Genomic DNA, 17643 nt, shown 5'->3' on the forward strand with positions numbered 1-17643 from the left:
CGCTACATAGTAGCCCTCGGCCCAGCGTCCACTCCCCACGTCGGGACGACACCGGGTCGTCCGTTGCTGCCGGGGCTCCTACGCCGTGCCTTTCTCACCGGCGGAGCGGAACAAAACAGCTGGAGATCGGCGATCAACCGGTAGTACCGGTCGGATTCGAGGGCAATAAGTGCCGTGTTGTACGCCGCAACGTAGGCGGTTTCCGGTGCGGTGCCCCGGCGTCCGTAGGCCTGGGCGGTTTCATTGGGCCACGGCTCTTGGACGTTCGGCCGGGCCTGTTCCTGCGCAGGCGTGGAGTGGCTGAGTGGGGTCATGGCCTCGGTGAGCCATGCTAGCTCTGCACGGAGCTCCTTCACGGCGGTCTTGTTGAACAGACGGCGGTGATTGCCGAGGGCTGAGTCGACCCGATGCGCTGCGGTTGTCATGGCGCGTGAGGCATCCTGTGCACCGGATCGGACGGCGGGGTCGTAACGGAGTAGCGCCGCCACCTGATCGAAAAGGAAGGATGACGGTATCGGCTCGAATTGGTGCTGCTGCAGCTTCCAGCTGCTGGACCGGTATCCCGGCAGTTGAGGGCTTCCGTGCTGAGCGTAGGGCCCAGGTTCCCGCCCTGAGCGGCCGGCGCCGTCGAAAATGTGGTGAGTTTTCTCTAGGGTTTTCAAGGTTACATCTCCCGCTGATGGACTGCAGGGTCGAGGGTGCTTGAAGCGCCGGTAGGGGCGGGAGTCATCAGCATCTCCTCTTCCGCTTGTCCTGATGCCGGGGTCCCTAAGAAGGGCCCGGATCATTTCGTCGTCTCGGACACCTTCCATGCTGGACTGCGGACCTGAGGCAGCCATGAGAAGCCTGTGAGGGTCTTCTCATGCGCGCTTTCGCTCCGGTTGAAGCTCAATTGAGGTTCAGGCGGATGAAGCATGACCACCATCGTGGCACGTCCACGGAGCGGGTCCCTTCGCTCATTTGACGGTCAGCGTCCCATGCATGTTCACGTGGTAGGTGCAGTGGAAGGGATAGGTGCCGGGTTTGGACGGCGCGGTGAACGTGGCGGTTCCGGAGCTCGTCACCTCGACATCGAACGCCGATCCTTCGTCGGCAGTCACGGTGTGTTCGGCGGTATCCGTGTTCGTCACCGTCACCGTGGCACCGGGGGACACGGACGGGGGCGTCTGATAGGCGAAATCCTTGATCGTGATCGCCGCAGGTGATGCCGCCGGAGCGGAGCCGGTGGCCGTGCCGGCTGAAGTCGTCGACGTCGGCGACGGTCCAACGGACGTAGTCGAAGCCGTCGGGTTCCCCGTCGCTGGGGGAGTGCTGCTGCCGGCGCCGCACCCCGCCGTTCCGGACAGAATCACCGCCAGTGCGAGAATGCCCAGCGTTGTACCTGTCCTCATGGGGGCACCATCCTCAACAGCACACGAATTCGTTGTGATCCATTGTGCTCCCGCACGGGAGCAAAAGCACCGCCCTGGTCAGCACCGAGCGAGCGCGCAAAAAGGACGCGTCCACTTGAACCAGCTATCGTCGAGTGGCGATCATGGTCTTTGGTCGACGCCAGGGGCTGCGAGGATGGCCAGTTGCTGGGTCGCTCGGGTCATGGCGACATAGCGGTGGACCGCTCCCTCGATGCCCGTGCCGAAAGCCTCCGGGTCGACGAGGACAGCCAGGTCGAACTCGAGCCCCTTCGACTGCTCCGGGGTCAGCGACCTGACGCGGGTCCCCTCCCGGAACGAGCCGTGCACCGTCTCAATCCTGCCGATGACGCAGGCGACTCCCTCGGCATGCGCGGCCAGCCAGGTGTCGAGGATCGAGCTCACCTCCGACGTGGATCCGTGGACGACGGGCATGCCGCTGCTCCGGATGGAGGTCGGGACGTTGGCGTCCGGGAGCACGGCCCTGATGACCGGTTCGGCTTCCGCCATGACCTCCTCCGGCGTTCGGTAATTGATGCTTAGGGTCGCCAAGTTCACGTTGCTCAATCCGACCCGCTCGAGCCGTTCCAGCCAGGACTCCGCGAACCCGTGCCTGGCCTGGGCGCGGTCCCCGACGATAGTGAAGCTCCGGGACGGGCAACGGAGCAGCAGCATCTGCCACTCGGCGTCGGTCAGCTCTTGCGCCTCGTCCACGACGACGTGGGCGAACGGGCCGGCAAGGTAGTCCGGGTCGGCGGTCGGCGCGGCACCCTCGTCACCCAACTTTTCCTGCAGGTCTTGCCCGCGCAGCATCGACATCACCAGCAGTTCGGAGTCGTCGGCCGCGATCAGATCGTCGACTACCCGGTCCATGAGCTCTCGCTCGGCGGCCAGCGCGGCGTCCTGCCTACGCTTGCGGCGTGACGTCTCGGGGTCGCCGAGGCGTTGCCGGGCCGCGTCCAGGAGCGGCAGGTCGGACACGGTCCAGGCCCGGGGATCCTGGCGCTGCAGCTTTTTGACGCCGTCAGGGTTGAGCCAGGGGGCGCACATGCGCAGGTAGGCGGGCACCGTCCAAAGGTCGCCGACAAGGTCGGTGTAATCGAGCAGCGGCCACGCTCGGCCGAACGCGTCCACCAACTCCGCGTTCCGCGCCAACGCCCTGTGGAGCAACTCCTCCGGGACGTCATCGCCGTCGAACTTGTCTACGAGAATTGTGAGCAGCTCCTCCCAGACCTCGTCCCGCGCCTCGTTGTGCGGAGTGCCAAGGCTCGGTGACTCGAACGCCTCGGCCCAGGCGTCGGCGCTCAGCCAGATATCGGCCCAGGGCGTCTCGACCTCCATCCCATTGGTGGGCGGCTGTTCGTAGAACCTGATTGCGGGCTCGATCGCTTTCACCATGGCCGCTGACGACTTCAGGAGGGCCACGTTCGGGTCGCTCTCAATCGCTGCTGTGGCTCCTTCGGGGAGGAGGTTCCGCAGGGTGCATGTTTGCACGCCCTCCTCACCGAGGCTGGGGAGGACGTCGGCGATGTAGTTCAGGTATGGCTGATGTGGGCCGATGAACAGCACACTGCTTTTGCTGTGGGCACCACGGTGACCAAGGCGGGGGTCGGAGTAGAGGAGGTAGGCGGAGCGGTGCAGTGCGACAACGGTCTTCCCCGTCCCTGGACCGCGGTCGACGACAAGAGCGCCGCGGGATCCCGCGCGGATGATTGCGTTTTGGTCGGCCTGGATGGTGCCGAGCACGTCCTGCATCCGGGCAGACCGGCTGCTGCCCAGACTGGCGATAAAGGCAGAAAGGTCCTCGAGGGCGGCGTGCCCTTCGTACGCGTCCGACGTGAACACCTCGTCCCAGTAGTCGCTAATCCGACCGCGGGTCCACCGATACCTGCGGCGGCTTGCCAGGCCCATCGGGTTGGCGTAGGTCGCCCCGAAGAACGGCTCAGCCGCAGGGGAACGCCAGTCAATGAGCAGGCGGCGCCCCTCGCTGTCCGTGAGGCCAAGCCGTCCGACGTACACCGGCTCGGAGTTGTCTGCGCGGACCATCTGTCCGAGGCACACGTCCAAACCGAAGCGACGCAGGGCGCGCAGGCGGGCGGTCAGCCTGCGGATCTCCACATCCTTCTCCAGCGCCTCCTGGCCTAAGCGGCCGGGTGCCCTGCGCGTAGCGTCGAACCGGTCGGACAGGTCGGTGATCGGCTGCTCGAGCTTTCCGCGATGGCCGCGAAGTGCAGCTCGTCATCACCTCCTTTCCGGGCTCCTGGCTTAGGTTCTCAATTTTGGCGCACAACCCGGAGCTTGCGGCAAGCCCCCCTGCGCGCTATAGATTGAAAGTAGGGAGGAGCGTGCCGCTTCCGTGTCCCGCCACCCCAGACCGTACTTCCCAACCCAGACCGTACTTCCCAACCCAGACCGTACTGGCCAACCGCCGTGGATACTTCACGGGCACCGCAGGTCATCGAGGAGCCCTTGCAATTGCTCCGGCCGCTCGATGTTGGCGAAGTGGCCGCAGCGCGGGATCGTCACCATCTGGACGTGCGGGACTATGCCAGCCAACCGGATCAGGTCCGACGGTGGCGTGAACACATCGTTGTCCCCGCGGATTGCCAGCACCGGGCAGAGGATGCCGCGCCACCGGTCAAAATCGTAGTGCGACGCCGCCCGGGCAGCAGCGGAGAAGCTGGCCGGCCGGGCGTCATTGCCGAGCCTGCGGACCTCACTCGGGGAAATGACTGCGGGTTCTGCGAAGAACGGGGACATCAGCGGTCCCATCACAGGGGTGGTCCCGATTGCTCGGATCAGCGCTGACCCCGCGGGACCGAGGGCCGCCATGGAGCGCATTACGAGCAGCATCCCCACGAACGCCGGGAACCTGAACAGCCGGCGCAGTGGCTGCCTGGTCGCCTCGGACACGCCGAATGTGGTGGCCGAAATGGCGGCTACGCTGGCGGTCCGCTCCGGCCACGCGGCGGCAATGTGCAATGCCAGGAAGCCCCCCATGGAGTGGCCCACCAGGTTCCACCGCCGGTAGCCGAGCGAGAGCAGTACACCAGTGACGGCCCGTGCCATCGCGTCGATGCTGAAATGTTCCAGCCGGGCATCCGTGGTGGATTCACCCCAGCCGGGCAGGTCAATCAGCACTCGGTCGTGGGCCGGCACCCCGGAAAGCAGCGTCTGGAAGGTAGTCCAGGTTCCCGCGGCGCCGTGAAGGTAGACATCCGGTGTGCCGGAGTCGGGAGACCGGCCTACGGTGCCTTTCTGGACACGCACCGTGCAGGCACCCAGCTCCGTGGGAAGCACCACCCGCCCCAGCGTGGCCCCTCCCGAGTTGGTTTCCTGCTGAACACTCATGGTCATCCTCTGCTCATGATCTCTGAAACTGATTCGGAGCCGCAGGGGTGCCGGATGGGCCACTGGAACAATCCGGAGTGTCAGCTGGGCCCAGGCATCACCATGACCGTTCCTGGGGCCTGGAAAGATAGAAGCCTGATCCATTCGGTCCCGTGGTCCAGCAGCTTGACTCGAGGAAGCGCCGCGGCGGTTTCCTGGACGGTGACGGCCGCCTCGAGTTCTGCGAGTTTGGCTCCGAGGCAGCGGTGGATGCCGGAGCCGAACACCAGGCCATGGCCGGTGGGTTGACCGTCCCGGGCCGGCTGCGCAGGTGCCGCCCGCGCAGGCAGGCTCTCGGGTCCGGCCGGTGACGTGATGCGGTTGCCGCTCAGTTCGAGGAGGATTTCGGTGCCGGCGGGGATCAGGCCGCCGGCGAGGTTTGTGTCGTACGCTGCGATGCGGCGCCAGGTGGGGACGGATGATTCGTTGGCAAGTACGTGCCGGACCACCTTCCTGGAGCCTGCTTCGGAGGCCGCGTCGTTCCAGCCCACGGGCGCGGACCTCTCCAGGAGGCGGAAGAGGGTGGTGCTGATTAGCTGGGTGGTTGTTTCCTGCCCGGCGATCAGCAGGAAGTAGCCGAGAGAGCATATTTCTGGCGTGGACAGGCCGTGTTCGGCAAGGGATTTGAACAGGTTGCGTCCGGGGGCCGTCCTGGAATCCGCCACGAGCTTGCGCAGCCAGACGTAGAAATCGGCGGCGCTGTGGGCCAGTTCGAGTTGCCGTTCCTCGTCCGGCCACCCCCAGAACAGTTCCATGGAGTTAAGGCCCCACCGCTTCAGGGCCGCAAGATCCCGGACGGGCAGCCCAAGGAGTTCGAGCATCACGACTGCCGGTGGAAACGCCGCCACGCACTGCACGAGGTCCGCTTGGCCGGATGAATCGAGCTGCTCCGCGGCGTTCCGTGCCGCTTCACGCGCCAGTTCCCGGATCCGCGGCTCCATGGCGGCGACCGTGGCGGGTGTGAAGAAGCCTGCCACGACCTTGCGGATCCCGGCGTGCGTGGCCGTGTCGTTGCTGGCCAGAACGGGAGGCAACGCGAAGCCCACGCGCTGCAGCACGCGCAGCGCTGGCCCCGCCAGGGTGGTCACGGCGACGAGCGCGTTCGCGGGGCTGAAGTCGGCAGGCCGGTGCAGGACATCACGGACCACGTCCGGGTCCCGCACCACAAGGTACGGGCAGCGCGCCGTCAACGCCGGGTTCATGCGGGCAAGCCGTTCAGCCATGCAGCTGCTTCGGCGCGGAAGGCAGCCGGGGACAGTTCCGATGCTTGCTCGGGCAGGGCGCCAAGGAAGGGCGCCGGCAGTGTTCCGAGCACCTGCCGGTTGCTGCGGTGCACCAATTCAGGGTTGCCGGGCCAGCTTCCCAGCACCACACCAAGAACCTGGAGATCCCGCGCAGCCAGCGCCTCGAGGGTCAGGGCGGTGTGGTTCAGCGTGCCGAGGGCCGGCCGGGCGACGAGCACGAATGCCGCCGCCAGGAGCGATCCGAGGTCCGCCAGGGTGCAGCCGGCGGAATCAAGCTCCACCAGCAGGCCTCCTGCACCCTCCACCAGGACGTGGTCGTGGGAGGCGGCGAGCTCGCGGACGCGGCCGGCGTGCGCCGCCACGCCGGGCAGCGGCGTTCCGTCGACGGCGGCAGCGGCGACGGGCGCCAGTGGCTCCTGCAGAACGACTCCGGTTGCTGCCGTCACGGGGCCGGCGAGACGGACAATCTCCGCCGCGTCGGAATCGCCGTCGGCGGCGCCTGACTGGCAGGGCTTGTACACCGCGACGCTGCGTCCCGTTCCGTGGAGGACGGCGGCGAAGGCCGCCGTCGTCATGGTTTTGCCGACGCCGGTGTCCGTTCCGGTGATCAGGATGATGCCGGGCAGGTTCATGGAAGTTCCTCCAAAATGCCGCGCAGCACTGCGCAGCTGTCTTCGATTTCCTCGGTGGTCAGGGTGGCGCGGGCGGTGAGCCGCAGCCGCGAAATCCCGTCTGGAACGGACGGCGGGCGGAAGCAGCCGATCCGGACGCCGGCGGTGCGCGCGGCCCCGGCGGCCGCCAGGGCCGATTCGGCGGAAGGCATGGCAATGGACTGCACGGCCCCCGCTGCCCGGTCGACGGCGGCGCCGCGGGCTGCAAGGGCCGGGGCGAGCCCGGCGGCCAGCGCCGCACCGTTGCTTTGGACGGATCCGGCCCGCCAGGGTTCGTCGCGGATGATCCGCACCCCGGCGAGGGCTGCCGCTGCGGACGCAGGTGCCAGACCGGTGTCGAAGATGAAGCTGCGGGCCCGGTTGATGAGGTGGTCGCGCAGCAGGAGGGACCCCAGGACGGCTCCGCCCTGGCTGCCCAGGGCCTTTGACAGCGTCGCGGTCACGATCACGTTGGGATGCCCGGCAAGGGCTGTCCCGGCCACCGAGCCGCGGCCCTGAAAGTCTCCGGTGCCGGTGACTCCGAGGCTGTGGGCCTCGTCGATGAGCAGCACGGCGTCGTATTCCTCGGCCAGGGCCAGCAGGCCAGCGAGCGGTGCCTCGTCGCCCAGGACGCTGTAGAGGGATTCGACGGCGATCAGCGCGCGCGGCTCCGGCCGGTCAGCGAGCAGCCGGCCGGCGTGCTCCACGCTGTTGTGGGGGAACGATTCGGTGCGGGAGCGGCTGAGCCGGAATCCGTCGATCATCGATGCGTGGCAGTGTTCATCCGCGACGATCAGGGTCCCGGGGCCGCCGAGCGCGGCGATCACGCCGATGTTGGCCAGGTAGCCGGAGGAGAACACCAGTGCCGTTTCCATGCCGGCCAGTCTGGCCAGTTCCTGCTCGAGGTCCAGGTGCAGCCTGGTGGTTCCGGCCACCAGGCGTGAGGACGTGGCACCCGCGCCCCACAGCGACGTCGCCGCCGCGGCTGCCTCGGCAACGCGCGGGTCCGCCGCGAGGCCCAGATAGTCGTTGCTGGCCAGGTCGATGAACTGTTCGTCCGCGGCGCGGGGGAGCGGGCGGCGGACCAATCCACGGCGGTCCCGGACGGCGGCCTGCCGCTCGAGCCACTGGGTCATGGAGTTGCTCATACCGCGCCTCCGGACCGTGCCGGGACTCGCTCGTGGACTTCGGCGACCGCAGCGATCATGCCCGCGGTGATCTGGTCAACATCCGCTGCCGTACTGATGTACGGGGGCATGGTGTAGACGAGGTTCCGGAATGGCCGGACCCAGACCCCGTGCCGGATGGCAGCGGTGGTAACGGCGGTGACGTCGACGGGGCCCTTCAGCTCGATGACTCCGACGGCGCCGATGGTGCGGACATCCCGGACGGCCTCCAATTCCAGGGCGGGCGTCAGCCCCGATTCCAGGCCCAGGCCGATCCGGGCGACGTCGGCCCGCCAGCAGCCGTCGGCGATGATGCCCAGGCTGGCATTGGCCACCGCACACGCCAGCGGGTTGCCCATGAAGGTGGGTCCGTGCAGCAGCGCCCCGGCCTGACCGCCCGAAACCGTCGACGCAATCTCCCCGGTGCAGAGCATGGCGGCGAGGGTCACGTATCCGCCGGTCAGGGCCTTGCCCACACACATGATGTCCGGCACGACGCCGGCGTGATCGGCTGCGAACAGTTCGCCGGTCCGCCCAAAACCGGTGGCGATCTCATCGAAGATGAGCAGCAGACCGTGCCGGTCAGCCACCTGCCGCAGCGCGGTCAGGCATTCGGCCGGGTAGGCGTGCATGCCGCCGGCACCCTGGAGGACCGGCTCGACGATGATCGCTGCCAGCTCCCCGGAATGATTGGCCGCAATGTCCTGGAGCTCCAATGCCCACGCCTGCACGGATTCGGGGGTGGCTGACGCCGCCGCCGGGGGACGGGGCGCAAACACGTTGCCGGCCAGCAGGCCCGGGAAGGCGGAGTGCATGCCGTCGACGGGATCGCAGACCCCCATCGCCGCGAAGGTGTCGCCGTGGTATCCGCCGCGGATGCTCAGGAACCGCTGCCTCGATGGCCTGCCGGAAGCGGTCTGGAACTGCACCGCCAGCTTCAGCGCAACCTCCACGGCCACCGAACCCGAGTCCGCGAGGAACACCCGCTCCAAACCCGGCCGCCCGGGCGCGGTGGGGGCCATCCCCACCAGCCACTCGGCCAGTTCCACGGCCGGGGCATGCGTGAGGCCGCCGAACATCACATGGCTGAAACTCTCCAACTGCCGCCTTGCAGCGGCGTCCAGCACCGGGTGCCGGTAGCCATGGATCGCTGACCACCACGAGGACATCGCATCAACTACCTCATGGCAGGTGCCGTCCTCGTCCCGGAGCCGCAGCCGCACGCCGTCGGCCGCCCCGACCTCCCACAGCGGAAGGTCCGGGGACGCCGGTGCGTACGGGTGCCACAACCGCGCGCGGTCCCGTTCGATCAGGCCCGTCGGCGCCACACCTGTCATGGAACAAGCACCCCGTGGCGGGAGCATTCAGCCGACCAGCCCAGCGGTGTGACCTGGACTTTCATCCGGCGCCGGCAGGCGGCGCAGTACCGCGGCGGTTCCATCGCGAAGCGTTCGCCGCAGCGGCGGTGAACGTCCGACGTCGGGCGGGCGCCGCCGTCGGACGGCTCACCGCAGTGCCCGCAGAACTCAGCGGTGGTTGAGCCCGTCGAAACCCCGGTGGTTGAGCGGTTGGGGAAAGAAACACCGTTCATAGCGTCTTCTGGAGTTCCTTGATGGGCATGTTCAGCTCGACCAGCAGGTTGAGGTCGGCCGTCGCGGGCCGGCCCAGGGTGGTGAGGTAGTTGCCGACGATGACGGCGTTGATGCCGCCGAGCAGGCCCTCGCGGGTGCCGAGGTCGCCGAGGGTCAGTTCGCGGCCGCCGGCGTAGCGCAGCACCGTGCGGGGCATGGCGAGCCGGAACGCGGCGATCGCGCGGAGGGCGTCTTTGCCGTCCATGATGCCCTGGTTTTCCAGCGGTGTGCCGGGGCGGGGGTTGAGGAAGTTCAGCGGGACCTCGTGGGGTTCGAGGGCTGCGAGCTGGGCGGCGAGCTCGGCCCGCTGTTCGAGGGATTCGCCCATGCCGATCAGGGCGCCGCAGCACAGCTCCATGCCCGCGGCCTTGACCATGTTGCAGGTGTCCAGGCGTTCCTCGTAGCTGTGCGTGGTGACCACTTCGGGGAAGTAGCTGCGGGCCGTTTCAAGGTTGTGGTTGTACCGGTGCACGCCCCATTCGGCGAGCTGGTCGACCTGGCGCTGGGTGAGCATGCCCAGGGAGCAGGCGATATTGATGTCGACGGCTTCGTTGATGCGGTCGATCGCGAACTTGATCTGGTTCATCAGCTTGATGTCCGGACCGCGGACCGCGGCGACGATGCAGAACTCCGTGGCGCCGGTGGCCGCGGTTTCCTTCGCGGCCTTGACGAGCTCCGGGATGTCCAGCCACACGCCGCGCACAGGGGAGTCGAACAGTCCTGACTGGCTGCAGAAGTGGCAGTCCTCGGGGCACCCGCCGGTCTTGATGGAGATGATGCCTTCCACCTCGACGTCCTCGCCGCAGTGCCGCAGCCGGACCTCGTGGGAGAGCTGCAGGGCTGCTGGAAGTGCTTCATCCGGGAGCTCAAGAACCTCCACCAACTGGCTTTCGGTCAGGCCGATGCCGTCTTCGAGGACCTGCCGGCGGGCGGTTTCCAGGATTTCGTATTTTGTGCCGGGGATGATTGCGTCGTTTGCTTTGTCGCCCGTGGCGACGTTTGCCTGAATCGTCATTGATGGGTCCTTTGCGCTTGCTGGCTGCGGATATGCCTCACAGCAGACGCTAGTTTCCTGCCGACGACAGGATTTTGTCGGGTATCTACAAGCAGGCGCCCTGGACTTTGGTTCTGCCTGGCTGGTCCTGGAAGGTGATGCGTTCAGTGCGCCTAATGTTTGACCGTGTGTCCGAGGCTCGTGACGAGGCGGGCTATGGCGTTCTCGGCGGTTGGCGCCGCGCCGAAGACTTCGCGTTGCCGGGTGGTGTCGGCGACGTATTGGCCGGACTGAAACCAGCCGGCCATCGCGCCCATGTCCTTGACCATGGGGTTAATGGGTCCGAGCACAGTGCCCACGGCTTGGATCAGTCCGCTGGGGATGGTTCGGACCCGGATCCGGTTGCCGAGGATCCTGCCGGAAATCTCAGCGACTTCCTGCATGCTGACAGGTCGATCCCAGCCGATGTCGATGCGCTGCCCGTCGATGCCCTCTGTGTCTGTCGCGGCAGCCAGGTAGACAGCCAGGTCGGCTGTGAGGACGAACGTCAACGGAATGTGCGAGGACCCGAGCCACGTGAGGCGCCCTTTGCTGAAGGGGTCGCCACCGAAACGGGTCACCTGGTCCAGGAATGCCCCCGGACGCAGCGCCACGAACGGGACGCCGAGTTCCTCGAGCCGGTCCTCGGCCAGCTTCTTGTGCCAGAAGTGGGGAACTTCCGGGGTCTGGTCGCAGGTGAGGATGCTTGTCAGCACGAATCTGCGAACGTGGGTGCGGCTGGCGGCTTCGGCGAGGTTGCTGTTGCCTACGGTGTCGATTTGAGGAGTGTCGCCTTTGCTGTGCCGCGTACAGCCTGCCGCCGTGGTGATCACGCTGTCGGCGCCGTCCATCGCGCGGACCAACGAGTCAAGGTCCATCATGTCGCCACGGGCGATGGTGGCCCCGGCGGCTTCCAGCCGCGTGGCGTCGGAACCCGGGCGCACCAGTGCACGCACGTGTTTTCCTCGCGCTAGGAGCCCGCCACCACCTGGCTTCCCAGCATGCCGGTGCCGCCCACAACCAGGACGGTGCCATCGCCAGACATCGTCGCCTCCAGTGCAGTCGAACGCGTGGACACCCTGCGTTAAGCAAATCTACTCATCCGGGCGGAAGCCGCAAGCCGCTGCCATCGCCACGTGGTCAAAGCTTTGATTTCTAAACAGACTCCTCCAGAACCGCCACTAAACACGGGGCGCATTTGCCCTGTCGGAGAATAAATCCGGTGTCTATCCTGTTTGTAAAGACCGTTGCGACACGCGGTCCACAGGCCGCCGGCATGTCCCGGGGAAGCCTTCCCGCTCCGGGGGCCCGTCTCGATGAGGAGGCGTCGATGTCCAGTCCTGATGTGCCAACGCGAGCGCCGGCAAGATACGGTCCATACATCATCTCCGGAATTCTGTTGGCTATCGCCGTTGTGGTTCCGTTGTTTGTTCCTGCGTATTCCGTCGATGAGCCGCGCTTGGGCGGTATGCCGTTCTTCTACTGGTACCAGATGTCGTGGATTCCGGTCACCGCGTGCCTAGTGGGGATCTCCTACTGGCTGGTTAGCAAGGAGGATCGCCGCCGTCGCGAATCGGCGCGCGGCATGACCACCGCCGAGGAGGAGCCATGATCGGGGCCAGCGTGCCGTTGGCGGTTGGGGACCGGCCCATTAACGGCGTTGCACTCACCATTGTCATCATTCTCTTCGTCGTGGTGGCGGCCTTGGGGTTCGTTGCTGCGCGGTGGCGGCGGGAAGAAGCGACAGGGCTGCACAGCCTGGACGAGTGGGGCCTCGGGGGCCGCGGTTTTGGAACGTGGGTGACCTGGTTCCTGCTCGGCGGCGACCTGTATACGGCCTACACTTTTGTGGCCGTTCCGGCTGCAATGTGGGCCACCGGAGCCGTAAGCGGTTTTTTCGCGGTGCCGTACACGATCGTTCTGTACCCGATCGTGTTCCTCCTGATGAGCCGGTTGTGGTCCGTCTCGCACCGGCATGGGTTCGTCACGCCGGCCGACTTCGTTGGCGGCCGCTATGGCAGCAAGGCGCTAACCGTCGCCGTGGCGGTCACCGGCATCGTCGCGACCATGCCTTACATCGCGCTGCAGCTAGTCGGCATAAAGGCCGTGCTCACCGTGCTGGGTCTCGGTAGTGCGGAGAACGTGCTGCTGACGGACCTGCCGCTGATCATCGCGTTCGTGGTCCTGGCCGCCTATACGTACACGTCGGGCCTGCGGGCTCCGGCCCTGATCGCCGTTGTGAAGGATCTGCTGATCTATCTGGCGGTGATCGTTGCGGTAATCTACCTGCCGATCAAGTTCGGCGGGTGGGGAACCATCTTCGACGCCGCTGAGGCGAAACTCGGTGCGGTCAACCCGGCCACGGGTAAACCCGCTGGAGTTTTCATTCCGGGCGCGGGCAGTTACTCCGCATACTGGACGCTGGCTCTGGGCTCGGCGTTGGCGCTGTTCATGTACCCGCACTCGATCACGGGCGTCCTGGCGACGAAGAGCAGGAATACGATCCGTAAGAATGCGGCGGTACTGCCGCTGTACTCGTTGATGCTGGGGTTCCTGGCGCTGCTGGGCTATGCGGCTATCTACGCCGGCACTAAGCCCATCGACTTGAACGGCGCCGTCAACCCGCAACTGGTAGTGCCGCAGCTGTTTTTGGATCACTTCCCGGACTGGTTTGCCGGCATTGCCCTGGCCGCCATCGCCATCGGTGCTCTGGTCCCGGCGGCGATCATGTCAATAGCCGCGGCGAACCTGTTCACGCGTAACATTTACCGCGACCTGATCAGGCCCGACGCCAAACCCCGGCAGGAAGCGAAGGTCTCCAAGATCGCATCGCTTGTGGTGAAATTCGGCGCACTGATTTTCGTCATTGCCATGGACCAGTCGGCGGCCATCAATATGCAGCTCCTCGGCGGTATCTGGATCCTGCAGACCTTCCCGGCGATCGTGGCAGGCCTTTATACCCGCTGGTTCCACCGGTGGGCGCTTTTCGGCGGCTGGGCAGCCGGCATCATCTACGGCACTGTAGCGGCCTACAACGTGGTCAACCCCGTCACGAAAGCGAATTTTGGCGGCTCAATCGCGGCGATCCCCGGCACCGACTTGCAGGTCTACATCGCTGTCGTGGCGTTTGCCATAAACCTTATTGTTGCCGCGGTCCTGTCTCTGGCCTTCCGCGCGATGAAGCTCCCTGACGGGAAGGACATCACCCGGAGCTCAGATTACGGCGCCGACGAGGACGATCCGAAGGTCGCCGAGATCCAGCGCGAGTATCCGCTCGGCGAACCCGGAGCCCCCGCGTTCTGAGTCCCTGGGGCCGCGACAGAGAACGCCACGTTGGTCCTGAGGGGGTTGATGGCACGATCCACGCCGGCGCGCATGCGACGATGGCTTCCTGACGGGGGAGGCTGAACAATTGACAGGTCTTGAAGGTGAAGGGCTGCCCATGACGGCTCTTGCCGTTGCCGCCGGCCGCGCTGTCGAGACGACCCGGCCGGATGCACTTGCTGCCGATCCTTTTGCTGCTGCTCTCGTGGCCGGTGCCCGGTCGAACCTGGACCTGCCCACGGTGTGGCCTGCAGACCCGACGGCTGCCCCTGCACTGCAGCAGCCGCTCCTGCTTGCTTCCACCTACATCGGGCTGCGGACCCGCTTCATCGACGACTTTCTCCAGTCGGAGCCTCAAGACCTCCAGACCGTGATCCTCGGCGCGGGACTGGACACCCGCGTCTACCGGCTCAAGTGGCCACCCGGCTCGCGGGTTCTGGAACTCGACCACGCCAACGTCCTCGAGTTCAAAGCCGCCGTGATGGAAGGGCTGTCCGCCAAACCGGCCTGCCACCTGATCACGGTGCCCACCGACCTGGCCCAGCCTTGGGAAAATGCTCTCCTCACCGCCGGCTATGACCGACAGCAGCCGACCACCTGGATCATCGAGGGCCTGCTGCCGTACCTGAGCGCCGACGCCCAGCTAGCGACGCTGCAAGAAGTGGCGGCGTTATCGCCGTCGGGCTCACGGGCGGTGATCGAGCGGGCCGTCCCCCTGCCGGCCACCGAAGAAGTGGAAGCGAAGCTGCGCGAGTTCAGCGCCCAGACCGGCCTGCCGATGAGCGAACTGCTGGCACGGGCGAATCCGCCTGATCCGGTCCGGTTGCTCGAAGCAGCCGGCTGGGAGTGCAGGGAACATCCGATCCCGGAGCTGTGCGCGCGCTACGGCCGCGCTATCTCGCTCACGACCCCAGACGGGCTCGCGAGCGACGGCAGCCATGATCGCTCCCGCGGCGGATTCGTGACCGCGTGGCTGCCGCGCCGCGCCTGACTGGCGCGCACGACGGACTTCTCGGGCAGGGAATTGGTGGGACTTCCTGAGCCTCAGCCACACACCCATCTGCCGTCGTGACAGGGGAATGCCGGTGAAATGGTGTAAGTTGCATTCCCGTCAGACAAGAACGTCAGAGAAGAGAATGAACCAAGTGGCAACCGATTACGACGAAGTACGATCCGACGTCAAAGAATCTCAGGACAACTCCCTGGAGGCGCTTCAGTCCGCGAACGCCCCGGACGCCCGCAGCGTCGTCCGCGAGCTGGACGAGGCTGACGCCTTGGACGACGCCGTCACCCCGGGCGGAGAGTTCGTCGCCGAGGAACTGGTCGTCCAAGTCGTACCCCAGGCGCAGGACGAATTCACCTGCTACTCCTGTTTCCTGGTCCGGCACCGCTCCCAAATCGCACGCGAGAAGGACGGCCACGCTTACTGCACCGAATGTGAAGGCTAGGCAATGCCGCGGATCGGGCTGCCGGCGCGGTCTTCAGCACTCCGGTATGGGTAGCCCGTGCTCCGTCTGAAGCGACTTGCAGTTTTCAGCGTTTTCGCATTCTGCCTCGCTTCCGGATTCTCCTTCTGGGCGCTCCGCGTGTTCGGCGGGGAGACCGCCCAGGCACAGCCCGCACCGCCACAATCAGAGGCGAAACTCGAGGTGCTGTCCACGAACAGCACTCCTGCCGTCAACATCACCAAGAGCACGATTGACGCCCAGTGGCTCGCCCGGACTGCGGCGGAAACCGGAATACCGGCCCGGGCCCTTCAGGCCTATGCGGCTGCCGCCAGCGGTGCCAACACCACTGCCCCGACGTGCGGGATCGGCTGGAATACGGTGGCAGCCATCGGATTCGTCGAGTCCGCGCACGGAAGTCACGGAGGCGGACGTTTGACGACCACCGGGCAGGCGAGCCGGCCCATTATTGGTCCCAGCCTCAACGGCGATGGTTTCGCCGCCATCGCCGACACAGACGCCGGCGTCCTGGACGGCGACGCTCTCTGGGACCATGCCGTCGGACCGATGCAGTTCATTCCCTCCACCTGGCAGCTGGCAGGGCGCGACGGGAACGGAGACGGCGAAGCCGACCCCCTGAACATCGACGACGCCGCCCTGACTGCCGCTTCGTACCTCTGCGCCGGCGGCCGTGACCTCACCACCGGCCAAGGCTGGACAGACGCCGTCCTCTCTTACAACCAGTCGGATGCCTACGTGCGCCAAGTGAGGGAGCAGGCCAACGCATACGCCACACGGTCGGACCCCCCCTAGATGAACCTTGGAGTCATCCCCTCCATTCGGGGCAGTACCGAGACCACCCTCCGTGCTCGGCTCCGCGCTTATCCCAAGATGCACCCGTAAGACTGTGAGTGTCCTGGAGTTGAAGGTACCGCGACCGGAGAACCCCAGAACCGCCGGGTCCGGCGCACTCCCCCCAGTTGCACCGGACCCGGCATCCAAGGACCCGCGCCAGGCTGGGTGGCATGGCGGGCAGCTGGATCGCAGTGGCCGAGAAGATGCCGGTCCTTTCAGTGAGACGTGGTCATCGACGGGCGGTGGGGCTTTCCATCTACGACGGGATGCCCCACCGACGCAGTGTCCGCAGCAGAGCTCCGTGGCCGGCGGCTTGGGTGAGTTCGGATGCGACGGCGGCGAGCTTGGTGTTGGTGTGCTGGCTTCGGGTCGCAAGGATGGAGAAGGCCTTGTCCGACTGGACGTCCAGCAGGCCCATGATGATTCCTTTCGCCTGTTCTATGACAGCCCTGCTGGCGTAGGCGCCGGCGACAGCTGCGCTGGCTGCACGTCCTGCTTCCGCATCCACCGACCTGGTCAGGTCGATCGTGACTCCGTGAATCGGCGTGATCGGCTCACGGCCTTCATATGCTTGTGCCACGGTGAGAACACGGTGCTCGTTCCCCGTGCTGTCGAGGATCCGGTGGAAGGTCGCGCCCTGACCGCCGTAGGAAGAGATGTCCGAGATCAGCCGGCGGACAGGCTCGCGGTCCTCCGCATGTGTGTGCGCCAGGGCCAGCTCGACGGTGGGGACAATCTCCCCGCGCGTGTAGCCGTGGATGGCATACAGGCCGTCAGTCCAGTCGCAGCGCCCGGTGGACACGTCCAGGACGAACGTTCCCGACGGGCATTCGCTCCCTGGTCCGAGTGAAAAGGAGTAGGTCTCCCGTTTGTGCTCCATGCCGACTCTCCAATAGGTGATGGAACCGCCGGGCCCCTGCAGAGGACGGAGGGCCCGGCGCCTGGTCGATCAGTTCATGCGGTGCGCTTCCCGACCAGATACTGAGAGTCTGGTGGGAGGAACCTAGAGATAACCGGTAAACCTTGGAGGCCGCCCTGCCGACAGTTCCCGCCGCGTGATCATCGCCCCTGCGTGGCAGTCTCGGGTACTGTGAGGCTCATGGAGATGAGCCTCGAGGTCGTACAAGTACCGGTTACTGACGTGGACAAAGCTAAGTCGTTCTACACAGACCAGCTCGGTTTCGCCCTGGACCACGATGTTGAATACATACCCGGCATCAGGGTTGTCCAGCTCACGCCACCCGGCTCCGCCACGTCCATAGTCATCGGCACGGGAATGACCAGCATGGCCGCAGGCAGCCTGGAAGGCCTGCAGCTCGTGGTCGCCGATATGGAATCGACACGGGCTGAGCTACTCCGGCGGGGAGCGGTAATCAGCGACGTTCAGGACATGGGCGGTATCGCCTTCGCGTTCTTCAGTGACCCTGATGGCAACCGCTGGGTCATTCAGGAAAAGACGCCGCCGGACGTTAAGGAAGCCTTCCAGCGCTAGGCGC

At 66.1% G+C, this 17643-nt stretch carries 18 protein-coding genes; 6 read left to right on the plus strand and 12 right to left on the minus strand.

Annotation, left to right across the window (positions count from 1 at the left end; translation table 11 throughout):
• Positions 1 to 2: 2 nt before the first annotated feature.
• The 11 genes from AC1DD3_RS12175 to AC1DD3_RS12225 form a co-directional block, all read right to left on the minus strand.
• Positions 3 to 839 carry a CHAD domain-containing protein gene (locus AC1DD3_RS12175; protein ID WP_476881784.1) on the minus strand — a complete coding sequence of 279 codons (837 nt, stop codon included), beginning with the start codon at positions 837 to 839 and terminating at the stop codon, positions 3 to 5.
• A gap of 117 nt (positions 840 to 956) precedes the next feature.
• Positions 957 to 1391, minus strand: a complete 435-nt coding sequence (locus tag AC1DD3_RS12180; RefSeq protein ID WP_230117294.1) for a cupredoxin domain-containing protein — start codon at positions 1389 to 1391, stop codon at positions 957 to 959.
• Positions 1392 to 1532: 141 nt separating this feature from the next.
• Positions 1533 to 3605: an RNA polymerase recycling motor ATPase HelR gene (gene helR, locus AC1DD3_RS12185; RefSeq protein ID WP_476881831.1), complete on the minus strand. Its 2073-nt coding sequence runs from the start codon at positions 3603 to 3605 to the stop codon at positions 1533 to 1535.
• A gap of 243 nt (positions 3606 to 3848) precedes the next feature.
• A complete protein-coding gene (locus AC1DD3_RS12190; protein WP_476881785.1) occupies positions 3849 to 4760 on the minus strand; it encodes an alpha/beta fold hydrolase in 912 nt (303 codons plus the stop codon).
• Between the two features lie 80 nt (positions 4761 to 4840).
• On the minus strand, positions 4841 to 6022 hold the full coding sequence (locus AC1DD3_RS12195; RefSeq protein WP_476881786.1) for a cytochrome P450 family protein: 1182 nt from the start codon (positions 6020 to 6022) through the stop codon (positions 4841 to 4843).
• The gene (gene bioD / locus AC1DD3_RS12200; RefSeq protein ID WP_230117291.1) at positions 5998 to 6675 is read right to left on the minus strand and encodes a dethiobiotin synthase; all 678 of its coding nucleotides are present in this window, start codon (positions 6673 to 6675) and stop codon (positions 5998 to 6000) included. Before bioD ends, AC1DD3_RS12195 begins: the two co-directional genes overlap by 25 nt.
• Positions 6672 to 7829, minus strand: a complete 1158-nt coding sequence (locus tag AC1DD3_RS12205; protein ID WP_476881832.1) for an 8-amino-7-oxononanoate synthase — start codon at positions 7827 to 7829, stop codon at positions 6672 to 6674. Before AC1DD3_RS12205 ends, bioD begins: the two co-directional genes overlap by 4 nt.
• An 8-nt stretch (positions 7830 to 7837) precedes the next feature.
• Positions 7838 to 9196 carry an adenosylmethionine--8-amino-7-oxononanoate transaminase gene (locus AC1DD3_RS12210; protein ID WP_230117289.1) on the minus strand — a complete coding sequence of 453 codons (1359 nt, stop codon included), beginning with the start codon at positions 9194 to 9196 and terminating at the stop codon, positions 7838 to 7840.
• On the minus strand, positions 9193 to 9450 hold the full coding sequence (gene bsaP, locus AC1DD3_RS12215) for a biotin synthase auxiliary protein BsaP (protein ID WP_476881787.1): 258 nt from the start codon (positions 9448 to 9450) through the stop codon (positions 9193 to 9195). Before bsaP ends, AC1DD3_RS12210 begins: the two co-directional genes overlap by 4 nt.
• Positions 9447 to 10505, minus strand: a complete 1059-nt coding sequence (gene bioB / locus AC1DD3_RS12220; RefSeq protein ID WP_230117287.1) for a biotin synthase BioB — start codon at positions 10503 to 10505, stop codon at positions 9447 to 9449. The genes bsaP and bioB overlap by 4 nt, the downstream gene beginning before the upstream one ends.
• A 152-nt stretch (positions 10506 to 10657) precedes the next feature.
• Positions 10658 to 11479, minus strand: coding sequence for an NmrA family NAD(P)-binding protein (locus AC1DD3_RS12225; RefSeq protein ID WP_476881788.1), 822 nt, complete (start codon positions 11477 to 11479; stop codon positions 10658 to 10660).
• A 374-nt stretch (positions 11480 to 11853) separates the two neighbouring features.
• Here AC1DD3_RS12225 and AC1DD3_RS12230 point away from each other — a divergent pair, with 374 nt between their 5' ends.
• The 5 genes from AC1DD3_RS12230 (at position 11854) to AC1DD3_RS12250 (ending at position 16105) form a co-directional block, all read left to right on the plus strand.
• Positions 11854 to 12135, plus strand: coding sequence for a DUF3311 domain-containing protein (locus tag AC1DD3_RS12230; protein ID WP_476881789.1), 282 nt, complete (start codon positions 11854 to 11856; stop codon positions 12133 to 12135).
• The gene (gene mctP / locus AC1DD3_RS12235; RefSeq protein ID WP_230117284.1) at positions 12132 to 13826 is read left to right on the plus strand and encodes a monocarboxylate uptake permease MctP; all 1695 of its coding nucleotides are present in this window, start codon (positions 12132 to 12134) and stop codon (positions 13824 to 13826) included. Before AC1DD3_RS12230 ends, mctP begins: the two co-directional genes overlap by 4 nt.
• A gap of 139 nt (positions 13827 to 13965) precedes the next feature.
• Positions 13966 to 14838 (plus strand): SAM-dependent methyltransferase, encoded by an 873-nt coding sequence (locus tag AC1DD3_RS12240; protein WP_230117283.1) that lies wholly within the window; start codon positions 13966 to 13968, stop codon positions 14836 to 14838.
• Between the two features lie 154 nt (positions 14839 to 14992).
• The gene (locus AC1DD3_RS12245) at positions 14993 to 15295 is read left to right on the plus strand and encodes a DUF4193 domain-containing protein (protein WP_230117282.1); all 303 of its coding nucleotides are present in this window, start codon (positions 14993 to 14995) and stop codon (positions 15293 to 15295) included.
• Between the two features lie 57 nt (positions 15296 to 15352).
• On the plus strand, positions 15353 to 16105 hold the full coding sequence (locus AC1DD3_RS12250) for a lytic transglycosylase domain-containing protein (protein WP_476881790.1): 753 nt from the start codon (positions 15353 to 15355) through the stop codon (positions 16103 to 16105).
• Between the two features lie 298 nt (positions 16106 to 16403).
• Here the strand turns inward: AC1DD3_RS12250 and AC1DD3_RS12255 are convergent, their stop codons facing one another.
• Positions 16404 to 17027 carry a PAS and ANTAR domain-containing protein gene (locus AC1DD3_RS12255; protein ID WP_230117280.1) on the minus strand — a complete coding sequence of 208 codons (624 nt, stop codon included), beginning with the start codon at positions 17025 to 17027 and terminating at the stop codon, positions 16404 to 16406.
• A 219-nt stretch (positions 17028 to 17246) separates the two neighbouring features.
• Here AC1DD3_RS12255 and AC1DD3_RS12260 point away from each other — a divergent pair, with 219 nt between their 5' ends.
• The gene (locus tag AC1DD3_RS12260) at positions 17247 to 17639 is read left to right on the plus strand and encodes a VOC family protein (RefSeq protein WP_230117279.1); all 393 of its coding nucleotides are present in this window, start codon (positions 17247 to 17249) and stop codon (positions 17637 to 17639) included.
• The last annotated feature ends 4 nt before the right edge of the window (positions 17640 to 17643 follow it).

Source organism: Arthrobacter sp. 05T444, assembly GCF_056395905.1.